At 69.6% G+C, this 11,825-nt stretch carries 12 protein-coding genes; 9 read left to right on the forward strand and 3 right to left on the reverse strand.

All coding sequences use genetic code 11. The features are described from left to right. Positions 1-39: 39 nt before the first annotated feature. Positions 40-666, forward strand: a complete 627-nt coding sequence (locus OG707_RS21965) for a ScbR family autoregulator-binding transcription factor (protein ID WP_329120864.1) — start codon at positions 40-42, stop codon at positions 664-666. Next, positions 663-1,673 carry an NAD-dependent epimerase/dehydratase family protein gene (locus OG707_RS21970; RefSeq protein WP_329120866.1) on the forward strand — a complete coding sequence of 337 codons (1,011 nt, stop codon included), beginning with the start codon at positions 663-665 and terminating at the stop codon, positions 1,671-1,673. The genes OG707_RS21965 and OG707_RS21970 overlap by 4 nt, the downstream gene beginning before the upstream one ends. On the opposite strand, the gene OG707_RS21975 is transcribed toward OG707_RS21970, so the two are convergent. Next, complete coding sequence (locus tag OG707_RS21975) at positions 1,646-2,272, reverse strand: TetR/AcrR family transcriptional regulator (RefSeq protein WP_329120868.1); 627 nt, start codon at positions 2,270-2,272, stop codon at positions 1,646-1,648. The two genes, OG707_RS21970 and OG707_RS21975, sit on opposite strands and share 28 nt — an antisense overlap. Positions 2,273-2,529: 257 nt before the next feature. Between OG707_RS21975 and OG707_RS21980 the strand changes: the two genes are divergently transcribed. Beyond that, positions 2,530-3,741, forward strand: coding sequence for an IS701 family transposase (locus OG707_RS21980; protein ID WP_329120871.1), 1,212 nt, complete (start codon positions 2,530-2,532; stop codon positions 3,739-3,741). 4 nt (positions 3,742-3,745) lie between these two features. Here the strand turns inward: OG707_RS21980 and OG707_RS21985 are convergent, their stop codons facing one another. Then, positions 3,746-4,138 carry a PPOX class F420-dependent oxidoreductase gene (locus OG707_RS21985; protein ID WP_329120872.1) on the reverse strand — a complete coding sequence of 131 codons (393 nt, stop codon included), beginning with the start codon at positions 4,136-4,138 and terminating at the stop codon, positions 3,746-3,748. Between the two features lie 187 nt (positions 4,139-4,325). Between OG707_RS21985 and OG707_RS21990 the strand changes: the two genes are divergently transcribed. Next, entirely contained in the window at positions 4,326-5,267 is a 942-nt protein-coding gene (locus OG707_RS21990; protein ID WP_329120874.1) for a UbiA family prenyltransferase, read from the forward strand. Positions 5,268-5,368: 101 nt separating this feature from the next. Here OG707_RS21990 and OG707_RS21995 read toward each other — a convergent pair whose 3' ends face one another. After that, the gene (locus OG707_RS21995) at positions 5,369-6,052 is read right to left on the reverse strand and encodes a helix-turn-helix transcriptional regulator (protein WP_329120876.1); all 684 of its coding nucleotides are present in this window, start codon (positions 6,050-6,052) and stop codon (positions 5,369-5,371) included. A gap of 343 nt (positions 6,053-6,395) precedes the next feature. On the opposite strand from OG707_RS21995, the gene OG707_RS22000 reads away from it, so the two are divergent. From OG707_RS22000 to OG707_RS22020, 5 genes are read left to right on the forward strand one after another with little or no spacing between them, the layout of a single operon-like run. Then, complete coding sequence (locus OG707_RS22000) at positions 6,396-6,755, forward strand: acyl-CoA thioesterase (RefSeq protein WP_329120878.1); 360 nt, start codon at positions 6,396-6,398, stop codon at positions 6,753-6,755. A gap of 52 nt (positions 6,756-6,807) precedes the next feature. After that, entirely contained in the window at positions 6,808-8,013 is a 1,206-nt protein-coding gene (locus OG707_RS22005; protein WP_329120881.1) for a serine hydrolase domain-containing protein, read from the forward strand. 47 nt (positions 8,014-8,060) lie between these two features. Beyond that, on the forward strand, positions 8,061-9,494 hold the full coding sequence (locus tag OG707_RS22010) for an MFS transporter (protein WP_329120882.1): 1,434 nt from the start codon (positions 8,061-8,063) through the stop codon (positions 9,492-9,494). A 22-nt stretch (positions 9,495-9,516) separates the two neighbouring features. Then, the gene (locus OG707_RS22015; RefSeq protein WP_329120885.1) at positions 9,517-10,554 is read left to right on the forward strand and encodes a ketoacyl-ACP synthase III family protein; all 1,038 of its coding nucleotides are present in this window, start codon (positions 9,517-9,519) and stop codon (positions 10,552-10,554) included. Beyond that, positions 10,548-11,729, forward strand: coding sequence for an FAD-dependent monooxygenase (locus OG707_RS22020; RefSeq protein ID WP_329120888.1), 1,182 nt, complete (start codon positions 10,548-10,550; stop codon positions 11,727-11,729). The genes OG707_RS22015 and OG707_RS22020 overlap by 7 nt, the downstream gene beginning before the upstream one ends. Positions 11,730-11,825: the final 96 nt, after the last annotated feature.

Raw genomic sequence — 11,825 nt, forward strand, 5'->3', positions numbered from 1 at the left:
ATCTAGAGAGCGCTCTGTTTGTTTGTCGAGGGAGGAAGCATGGCACGCCCGCAGCAGGACCGTGCGGTAAAGACGAGGGCGGCACTCGTCAGGGCCGCCGCAGAGGAGTTTGACCTGCACGGATACTCGGGAACGAGTACAACCAAGATCGTGAAGCGGGCCAGTTCCACTATGGGAGCTCTTTACTTTCACTTTGACTCCAAGGACGACCTGGCCCGCGCCGTCATGGCGGAACAGGCGGCCGACCTCCCGGAGTTGGCACCCGGGAGCGGGCTGCAGCACCTCATCGACCTCACCCTCGCCCTGGCGCGGGAGCTGCAGCGAAACGTCCTGTTCCGTGCCGGTGTGCAACTGGCCGTCGAGCAGGGCGCCTTCGGGCTGCAGGACGATGCCGCCTACCAGCTGTGGATCAGCAACTTCAAGGACGAGCTCATCGCCGCCCAGGCGCTCGGTGAGCTGCGCGCGGGCGTGGACCCCGCGAGTTTCGCCCGCGTCCTCGTCGGCTCCTACAGCGGAACGCAGCTGTTGTCCCAGATCAGTTCGGGGCGCACGGATCTGCCGGAGCGCATCGCGGAGCTGTGGTCGTACTTCCTGCCCGCCGTTGCCGCGCCGGAGATCATCGATGGCCTGGACGTCACGGGCAGTACGCCGGAGTCGGCCGGATGAGACCGTGGACCGTCGCCCTCACCGGGGCCACGGGATTCATCGGCTCCGCCGTACTGCGTGAGCTGGCCGTCCGGGAGGCCCCTGGCGGCCGGCCGGTGCGGGTGCGCGCACTGGTGCGCCGGGCGGACGTCGTGCTGCCGGGCGGGGGAGCGGTGGAGGCCGTCCGCGCCGACATCACCGATATCACCGACATCGGCGACATGGCCGGCCTGGCGTCGCTGACGAGGTGCCTCACGGGAGTTGACGCTCTCGTCCATGCCGTCTCGTACGTCGGCAAGGACGAGGAGCAGTGCGAGGCGGTGAATCTGCGGGGCACCACCGCGGTCATGGCGGCGGCCCGGGCCGCAGGGGTGGGGCGGATCACCCACCTGTCGACGGCCGCCGTCTACGGCGCGGGTCCGCACCGCGCCGTGGACGTCGACGGCGTCGTCCCCGCGCCGGTCTCCGCGGCAAGCCGCAGCCGGCTCGCCGCGGAGGGCCCCGCCCTGGAAGCGGGGGCGCTCGTGCTGCGGCCGAACCTTGTGCTCGGCGAGGGTGACCGCTGGGTCGTCCCGGCGTTCGCCGAACTCGCCGAGCGGGTCGGGCCCGAGTGGCTCGGCGGCACGGGGCTGCAGTCCCTCGTCGACGTGGGCGACCTGGCCCGCCTCGTCGCGGTCTCCGTGACCGCCGCCGGCGCGGTGCGGGGTGTGCACCACGCCGTGCACCCGGTCCCGGTGTCCACCGGACGTCTCAGGGCCGCGCTGAGCGGTCACGGCCTGGTGGCGCCTGCCACGGGAAGCAGCGACTGGGAGCAGTGCCGCGCGCTTCTGGAGCGGACCCAAGGCCGGTACGGGGAGCGGCACTTGGAGCTGCTCGCGCGGGACCATCACTACCTGGGCGACCGTATCTGGAAGCTGCTTGCCGCAGATCCCGGTCCCGGCCCGCTGGTCCGGCTCGACCGGGCGGCGGCCTGGTATCGCGGGGCGCTTTCGCTGAACCGTCAGGACGCGCTGACGGGGCTGTCCTGAGACGCGCCGATGCCCTGAAGGGCGGTCTGCCACAGCTCGGCGAAGTGCTCCTCCACCGTGGGTGAGGGCAGGAGTGCTCCGCCGAGCTGCGGGAGCAGTCCCGCTTCCACGGCGGCCACCAGACTGCCCACCATGAGAGCGGCCGACTCCGGCCGGGCGCCGGGGCGCAGGAGGTCGAGGACCTCCGCCTGGTGCAGCCGGGTGCGTACGAGAGGCAGCCAGCTGCCCCGCCAGTCCATGGCGAGGGGTGGCTGTTCACGGGAGAGTCTGGCGGCCGCTCGTGCCACGGCGTCCGCGCTCAGCAACTCGGCGAGCGCCCCGGTGATTTTGCCGACGGACTGCAGGGGCCCCTGCCCCTTCCGGTCGGCCTCGTCGACCCTGGCCTGCGTGGCCCGGATCCCGGCGGTGCACACGGCCTGCGCCAGGGATGCCTTGCTGGGGTAGTGGAAGGTGAGCGCTCCCATGGTCGCGCCGGCGGCCTTGCAGACGCGGGAGAGCGACGTGCCGTCGTAACCGTGCAGTGCGAACTCCGCCGCCGCGCTCCGCACGAGCCGTTCGCGGGTCAGCGCCCCTCGTACCTGCCCGGTGTGCTCCGTCATGCCGTTCTTCCCTCCTGCCGCAGTGCCCCCGTACGCGACCTGATCCCATCTGGCTTCCCTGCATCCTGTGGCATCGCGTTCCGAGAGGTCAGGCCAACTTGCCTAAGCCGTATACGAGTTCTTGGCGGGGTCGGGTCCGCGGCGCCGCCTCGCGGCAACGTGCCAAAGTCGCTCGGTCTCGCGGGGGTCCCTGGACCGCAAAAGAGAGTACTCTCTATGTTTGTGGCTGGAAGAACGGACCGAGAAGAGTCAGGGGAATGGCTGTGCGCGACATCGCCGACATCGCCGACATCCGCCGTCACGCGCGTGGCCCGAGGGGCAGCGATGAACTCCTCCAGGAGTTCGTGGGCCGTCTCTTCGGTGACCTGCCGCGAGCAGACCAACTCAACCGTGCACGCGAGTACGTGACGGGCCTTCTCGTGACGCCGGGGAAGAAGTCGCTGCGCCGCATGGCCGCCGCGGTCTCCGAGTCCCCGCACACGTCCCAGGCCCTGCAGCAGTTCCTCAACTCCAGCCCGTGGGCCTGGCACCCGGTGCGGCGCGCACTCGCCGGCTGGACCGAGGAGCACCGTCCCACCCTCACCTGGAGCCTGGGCCTCGCCGTTCTCCCCAAGCGCGGCGACCACTCTGCGGGTGTCCACCGGCGCTTCGTCCAGGACGCCGACCGTACGGTCAACTGCCAGCTGGGCGTGGGACTCTTCCTGGGTTCGGGCGACGACTGCATCCCCGTCGACTGGCGCCTCGTGCTGCCCGGGCACTGGCAGACCGACAGCGCACGGCGCGCGGCCGTCCGGATCCCCGAGGGCGAGCCGACTCCCGCGGAGGGCGCCTGCGCCCTCGACCTGGTGCGCACACAGACCGCGGCCACCGGCCGCACGGACGTGCCGCTCGTCGCCGACCTCACGCAGCTTCCGCACGACGCGTCGTTCCTGCCCGGTCTCGCCGCGCTCGGTACGGGGTTCGTCGTGCGGATCCCCGCGAGCACCGCCCTGCGCCTGCCGGCCGGGCCGGGAAGGCCGGTCCCCGCGCGCCAACTGCTGCACAGCGTCACGGCCGTGACGGGCATCGGCTCCGGGGTCGTCCCCGACGCCGGCGGGCGCGGCCACTCACGGGTGCGGACCTGCGCGGTGCGCCTGGGGCACGCTGCGCCGCCCTCGCCGCAGCGGCCCTGCGTGCTGATCGTCGAGTACCCGGCGGGCGAGCACAGCTCCCCGCGGTACTACGTCACCGACCTCACGCACCACCGGCCCGGCGAGATCCTCCGGCTCGCGGGCGCGGCGTACCGCACCCGGGAAGCCGTACGGGAGATGCAGGACCACTACGGGCTGCTGGACTACGAGGGCCGCTCCTATCCGGGCTGGCACCGCCACATGACTCTGGTGTCGGCGGCCCATGCCTTCCGGCAGCTGTCCGGCCGGGAGCCGGGCGCCGAGATGCCCGGCCGGGCGGGGACGGCGAAAGCCGCCTGAGTCCTCACTGGTGGGTGGTGTGGCGGGGCGTCAGGCCGATCAGCACCCGGTTGTCGTCCGCGCCGCCCGCGGGGCGGTCCAGGTCGAGGCCGTAGCGGCGGGCGAGACGCAGATATCCGGCCGTCGACGGGTCGGGTTCCGTACGGTCGACGACTCCGCGCACCTCAAGGTAGCGATAGGGCTGCTCGGGGTCGTTGACGGACAGGGAGACATGCGGATTCCCGGCCACATTGCGGTACTTGAACCGGTCCGTGGTGGTCGTGAACCAGAGCCGCTCGCCGTCCCATTCGAACCAGACCGGGTTCACGTGCGGCGTGCCGTCGGGCCTGATGGTGGCCAGGTGCCCGAACAGCGGGCGCTCCAGCAGGTCGACGTGGCTGGCGGGGATGAGGGACATGACTGCTCCTGTGGGTGTGTGCGGTCCGTTCTCGCCTCTCATGGTGGAGGCCGCCGGGGCTCGCGCACGGCCCGTCGCCGCCCGCTGCACCCAAGGGCCCATGGGCGGCGGACGCGGCTCTGCACCCTAGGGTGCAATTACGGGGCTCGGCCGCCCGGTTGGGCTCCGTAACTCGTACCTTGCTGATGTGGCCGACATCAGCAGCGCGATCCTCATCCCTCAGACACCGACCCGCATCCGGCTGCGCCCGCGCCATGCACGTCTCGCGCTGCTCGAGGCGCGCCCCGTCGTGCAGGTCGTCTTCCTCATGCGGTACGTCATAGGCGTCGCGGCCTCGTCCGCGCACCACCTCCTGGCGCACCCGGTGCGGCTGGTCGCGGGGGTGATCTCCTGGTGGCTGGCCGTGGTCGCCGCCTACCTGATCAACGGCGTGATGGACGTCAAGGAGGACCGGGCCAACGGGTCCGACCGGCCCATCGCCAGGGGCGATCTGCCCGAGCGGGTGGCAGCCCTCCTCACCGGGGGCGCCGCCGTGGGGGCGCTCGCCCTCGCGGCCTTCGTCCCCGGCCTCCTCGTCTGGGTGGCGGCGTTCCTGCTGCTCGGCTGGGTCTACTCGGCTCCGCCCCTGCCCGCCAAGCGCTGGAGCACGGCGTGCGCGGTGGTGGTGTTCGGGCTCGGATGGACCTCGTTCGCCGGCGGAGCGGCCACGACGGGCGGCCGGCTCAGCACCGCGGGCCTGGTGTTCGCCACCGTGATGAGTGCCTGGATGGCCCTGGTGGGGTCAGTGGTCAAGGACCTGAGCGACGTCGACGGGGATGCCACCGGGGGACGCCGTACGGTGGCCGTGCGCTACGGGGCTCACCTGGCACGCGCGCTCGGTGCGACCGGAGCACTCCTGGTCGGCGTGGGCGCAGTGCTCTCCTGGCTGCTCTGGGCCCCGTACATGCTGCCTGCCATGGCCCCCGTCGCGATCGGCGCCGTCTGTGTGGTCGTCCAGATCGTGCGCACCACCCGGATCGCGGGCGGGGACAGGCGGATGCGCCGCGGCGCCTACCGCGTGTTCATGCGCACCCAGTACGCGGCCAACATCGCCATGCTGTTCGTGCTGGCCTTCCACGGAGCGGCGTGAGGGCGGTGGGAACACGGCGAAGTCCCGGCGGGAGCAGGCGGCGTGAGTGCCGCCGCTCCCACCGGGACCGGGTTCGTGTGCCACCGCCGAGGCGGAACGGATCAGACGCGTCCGAAGGCCTTGTTGACCGCGTCGATACGGGAGCCGGCCTGCAACTTCCCGTAGATGTTGCAGAGATGGCGCTTCACCGTGGCGGTCTCGATGCCGAGCTCCCGGGCGATCTGGACGTTGGTCCGCGCCAGAGCGACCCGTTCCAGGATCTCCCTCTCCCGCCGCGACAACTCGGAGTGCTCCGCGGTCTGCCCCGTACCCGGGGAGGCGGGTGCACGTACGCGCGACGACTGCGCGGCGACGGCGTCGTATCCGCGAGCGCCCGCGTAGAGCCGTTGGCCCGCACTGGTCCGGAAGACGGTGCTGACCAGCAGTAGCGCGGCGGTGCGCCGTGCCGACGCCTCGTACTGCACGGCGGTGCGCAGGGCGGGCTGCAGCGCACTCCACAGGACGTCCACGGCGCGCACCGACTCCGCCACCGCGATGCCCTGCTGGGCGCGATCGGTCCCGACCTGGTGCGAGTAGCTCCGGGCGTCGGACGGCTCCGGCAGCGGCTGACCCGCCAGTGCCGCGATGCAGTCCTCCACGATCGCCTGCGCCTGGTCACGGCATCTGGGCCAGGCCTCAGGATGCGTCACCAGCGGACTGCGGACCGTGCGCAGGGTGTACTGGTAGGTGCGGATGATGTCGGGAAGCGCGCTTCTCAGAAACGCTCCCGCCGCCGGATAGTGCATGTTTCCCTCCCTTGCTCTCCTTCAACGAAGGAGCGGCTGTACGTCCCAAGCTAGCCAAGGGGGCGGCTGTTTCCCCGTGCTACTTGCCGAAATCCGGATGAGTTCCCGGACGGACAATCCGCACCTGCTTTGGCAAGTTCCCCTTTGCCGGTACGGGTGCGGTCTGCCTGCCGGATGTGATGTTCAACTCGCTGCACCCTTGGGTGCAATTGGTCCTCCGGCGGCCGGTGCAGAGCCGGGCTCGACCTAATCTCCATTCGTGAGCACACACTCGGCAATGGAACTGGAAGGCACCCGGATCGGGAGGCCGTCATCGGTCGAAGTCGCCCTCAGGTGGGGCGATGTGGATTCCTACGGTCACGTCAACAATTGCGAGATCGTACGGATCATCGAGGAAGCCCGTATGCGTTGGCTCATGTCGAGCGGCGTCTTCGACGGAGAGACCGCAGTGGTCGCGGCCCATGACATCGGATATCTCAGGCCGCTTCAGTACTCGTTGGAGCCGGTCCCTGTAGAGGTGTGGACGTCGAACGTCCGGCGTTCCAGCTTCGAGTTCAATTTTCAGCTCCTCGACGCGTCGCGGAGAGTCAGCGTCAAAGCCGTCAGCCGGATGGTGATGTTCGACCTCACCACGCAGGAGAGCTACCGCATCGGCCCGGAGTTCCGCGCGTACCTGGAGGAATTCTCCGGCGAACGCCTGTGAATCGCCCGGAAGTCCGTGACCAGAAGTAACCCGATACGAAAGAGAGTTATTCATGCAGCTCGACACCAAGCGGCTTTCCGCCCTCGGCGACTATTTCGACCGACTGGTCCTCGACGGGCAGATATCCGGCTGGACGGGCATGGTCTCCCAGCACGGTGAGGTGGCGTACGCGTCGGCCGGCGGCCTGGCGAACATCGCCGACGGCGTCCCGATGAAGACGGACAGCATCTTCCGCGCGTGGTCGCTGAGCAAGGCGATGACCTCGGTCGCCTTCATGACCCTGGTGGAGAAGGGCCTGATCGCGCTGAGCGACCCGGTTGCCGACTACCTCCCCTCCTACGCCGACCTGCGGGTCTACCGCGCCGGCATGGCCGAGTCGCCCATCACCGAGGGGCTCGTCGAGCCCATGAGGATCTGGCATCTGCTGACCCACACCTCGGGGCTCGGCTACGGCTCCCACCAGTCGCACGCGGTGGACAGCCTGTACGTGGGGTCCGGGTACGCGCTGGGCGTCCCCCAGGGCGTCGACCTGACCGCCGCCACCGAGGCGTGGGGGTCGTTCCCGCTGCGCTTCCAGCCGGGTACGGCCTGGAACTACGGCGTCAGCACGGACGTGCTCGGCCGGATCATCGAGATCGTCTCCGGCCGCCGCCTCGACGTCTTTATGAAGGAAGCCCTCTTCGAGCCGCTCGGCCTGAAGGACACGGCATTTCACGTGGACCCGGACCAGCAGCACCGTTACGCGGAGATCTACACGCAGGAGGGCGGGAGCGGCGGCCTGGACCCGCTCGGACTCCCGGTCGACACCGACGTACCCGGATTCCTTTCGGCCGGCGGCGGAATCTACACGTCGGCGGAGGACTACATCGCCTTCCTCGGCATGCTCGCCAACAACGGCCGCATCGGCACGACTTCCGACCACGTGGTCTCGCCGCTCACCGTCGAGTCGATGCGCAGCAATCACCTTCCGGGCAACGTCACACTCGGCAACGGATTCGGCTACTGGCCCGTCCCCGCGATCAACGAAGTGATGAAGTCCGTCGGTTTCGGGCTCGGATTCATGACCATGCAGTCGCCGGGCGAGAGCCACCTCCTGACGCGCGCCGGTGAGTACTCCTGGCTCTCCGCGAGCAGTTCCAACTACTTCGTCGACCCGTCAACGGGTGTGTCGGCGCTGATCGTTCCTCAGCTCTACCCCTCGCGCACGCTTCCCCTCATGAACCGGCTGCGCCAGTTCGTCTACCAGTCCTACCGGTAACCCATGAATCCGCGCACCGGAAGACCCCCACAACAAGGAGTTCTCCTTTGTCGACCGTAGAGACCACATCCCCGCCGTCCGCCGCGCCCGCGCGCTCGGAATTCAGTCCGCTGGGGCAGGGCACGCTGCTGATGGCTGCGGCCCTGACGACCGTCGACGCGTTCATCGTCAACGTCGCCCTGCCCTCGATCCAGAAGTCGTTCGGCGTTTCGGCGTCGACCTCGCAGTTCGTGGTGAGCTTCTACGGCATCACGTACGCCGTCCTGCTGGTACTCGGCGGCCGGTTCGGCGACCGGTTCGGGCGTCGCAAGGTCATCCAGTTCGGCATCTCCGGATTCACGATCGCCTCGCTCCTGTGCGGCATCGCCCCGAACATCGAGACCCTGATCGGTGCCCGTGTTCTCCAGGGCGCGGCCGCGGCGCTGCTGCTGCCGCAGGTGCTCTCGACGATCCAGGCCACGCTCCAGGAGCCCGCCAAGACGCGCGCCGTCAGTTACTACGGTGCGATCGGCGGCCTCTCGGCAGCCGTCGGCCAGCTCCTGGGCGGCCTGTTCGTCTGGGCGGACGTCGCCGGTCTCGGCTGGCGGCCGATCTTCCTGGTGAACGTGCCGCTGGGCATCCTGGCCGTCATCGGTACGCGGCTGTGGGTGCCGGAGACCAAGGCGCCCCAGGCGCAGGGCGCCGACCTCGGCGGCACCGCCCTGTTCGGCACCGCCGTACTCGCCCTCCTGATCCCGCTCAGCCTCGGCCGGCAGACGCACTGGCCGCTGTGGACCTGGGCGCTGTTCGTGGTCTCCGCCGTGGTCGCCGTCGTGCTGTGGCGCTTCGAGCGCACGGTGGAGTCGTCGGGCGCCGTCCCGCTCATCTCTCCCTCGCTGCTCAGGCAGGGGACCATGCGGCGCGGTCTGCTCGTCCTCGGCAGCGGTTTCCTGGCCTTCGGCGGTTTCATCTTCGTCTTCGCGCTGGCCGTCCAGGGCGGCAACGGGATGAGCGCCCTGGAGTCCGGTCTGTCCATGGCGCCGATGGCGGTCGGCCAGTTCCTCGCGGCCGTACGGGCCCCGAAGCTGATCGGCAAGGTCGGCGTGCGCACGCTCCAGATCGGCGGCGTCCTCCAGATGCTCGGACTGGTCGCCCTGATCGTGCCCGCCCTGCTGTGGTGGTCGCATCTGCACTTCTACGAGCTGATGGTCGGCATGTTCCTGATCGGCGCCGGCAACGGCCTGTTCGTGCCGACGGTCTACCGCACCGTGCTGTCCTCCATTCCGCCGCAGCAGATCGGCGCAGGCAGCGGCATCGTGACGACCACTCAGCAGACGACGCTCGCCCTGGGCACGGCCCTGCTCGGCGCGATCTACATCGGCGTCTCCGGCCACAACGACACACGTCTGGGCTTCGTCGTGGTCGCGGCGGTCTTCCTGGCCGTGGCAGCGCTCTTCGCCCTCTTCGGCAACTCCCTCCAGAAGGACAGCAGCACCAAGTGAACGCGAAAGGAGGACGACCCCCATGCTGATCGACAACCTCTATCTGAACGGCTGCACGGTCGCCTACCCCGACACCCGGATCTCCGTGTCCGACGCCCTCGCGCAGGGCCTCGTACGGGACTTCGACGAGGCCATCGGCAACCCCGACGTCCCGGTCTTCGACAGTGCCCGGCCGGTCGCCGACCTTGCGGTCGAGGCGCTGCACGGGGCCCTGAAGGCGGCGCAGGCCGAGCCCTCCGACGTGGGCCTGCTGTTCCACTGCGGATGGTGGCACCAGGGCTTCGACATCTGGAGCGCGGCACACTACGTCGCCCACCGCACCGAGGCGCTCGGCGCTCTGCCGGTGAACCTGTCCCAGGGGTGCAACGCCCCGATGGCGGCCCTCGAACTGGCAGGCCGGGCGATGCTCGCGGATCCCTCGATCAAGACGGCGGCCGTGACGGTCTCGGACGCCATGCAGGAACCGCAGGTGGACCGCTGGAACCTCAACTACGGCTGTGTGCACGGCGATGCGGGGACCGCGCTGCTGGTCGCCCGGGAGCCGGCTGCGCACACCTCCTTCCGGATCGTGTCGCTGTCGAGCAGGGCGGCACCGGAGCTGGAGGAGATGAACCGCTTCGCGTACGACCCGACACCGGGCCCCGCGCTGCGGGCGGGTGGCAAGGTCGACCTGAAGGCGGCCAAGAAGGCGTACCTGACGGAGTACGGCATCGAGCGGTTCGCGCGGCGGTCGCGGGAATCCCTGAACGGCTGTGTCCGTGAGGCGCTCGACGACGCGGGGCTCACGGGCGCGGAGGAGCGCATTCGCGCCGTCGCCGTCCCACGGCTCAGCGGCAAGATATTCGAGACGGTCTACCGGCCGCAGCTCGCGCCGTTCTTCGGCGCGGACAAGCTGGTGTGGCACGGCGGACGCACCGCGCACCTCGGCGTCGCCGACGTGGGCGCGAACATCGCCGACCTCTACGCGGAGCAGGATCTGCAGCCCGGCGATGTGGTCGTGATCGTCAACGCCGGCGGTGGATACACCTGGTCGTGCCTGGTGCTGGAGCTGGCGTGCTAGACGTACTGATCGTCGGTGCGGGACCGGTCGGGCTGACGGCGGGATGCATTCTCGCCCAGCAGGGCCACGCGGTCCGCGTCGTGCGCAAACACCCGCCGTTCACGGGCCATTCGCGGGCTTCGGTCATCTGGCCGCGGGCCCTCGAGATCATGGAATCGATCGGCGTCACCGAATCCCTGCGGGCCATGGGCAGCCATGTCACCCGCATCGGTTACTACTCGTCGGGCACATCCATCGGCCGCTTCGAACTCGACCGGCTGGACGACACCGCGTTCCGCTTCGCGCTCGGAGTCTCGCAGCACGAGACCGAAGCCGTCCTGGAAGCGGCGCTGCGGGCAGCCGGGGGAACCGTCGACGACGCGGAACTCCTCGCGCTCGAACAGGACGAAGGGCACGTCACCGCGCGCCTGCGGAGGGACGGGGCCGACGCCACCGTGTCGGCGCGGTTCCTGATCGGCGCCGACGGTGCGAACAGCACCGTGCGCGCGTTGCTCGGCATCGCGACGCACGACGTGGGCCCGCGGGTCTCCTTCCGTATTGCCGACGCCGTGGTCGACCAACTGCCCGAGGACGAGGCCAGCTACTGCTGGACCCCGGCAGGCGGCATGGCCATCGGACCGCACGACCGGGGCGCGTTCCGTCTTGCGCACAGGATTGCTCCCGATGATGTCCACGACACGTCCGTGGAGTCGTTCCAGCGGCTGCTCGACGAGCGCGGTCCTGGCGGACGCGCGCCCGTCGTACGGGAATTGATCTCCACTGCCGATTTCCAGGCACGTTTCGCGATCGCGGAGCGTTTCCGGGTCGGCCGCTGTTATCTCGCGGGTGATTCCGCGCATGTGATGGCACCGGCCGGAGGCCAGGGAATGAATTCTGGAATGCTTGACGCGGCGGCGCTTTCCTGGCGTATGCTGGAAGCGCTTCGAAATGGCGCGGCGGACAGTGCACTTGCTGAATACGACGCCGAACGCCAGGTCGTCATCCGGAAGATCATGGCAACCGCCGTCGAGCACGCCCGAGACGGCGGACTCCGCTCGGACGAGGACATCGCCGTGCGCGACCAGCGCTATCGCGCCATGTGGCAGAACGCGGCGCAGCACAAGGACCGCGTGGCCAGGCTGAGTCAGCTGACCGTCGACCCGGCGCGCGCCGCAGGCGCATCGATCCCCTCCTGAAACACCCTCGCGAAAACAGGCCCGGTCGTTCACTGGAATTCGGATCTCCGAATTCCAGGAATGTCCGGTCGGGCCTTCCTGTCAAAAAAATCAATG

Origin of the sequence: Streptomyces sp. NBC_01465 (genome assembly GCF_036227325.1) — a bacterium.
GTDB lineage: Bacteria > Actinomycetota > Actinomycetes > Streptomycetales > Streptomycetaceae > Streptomyces.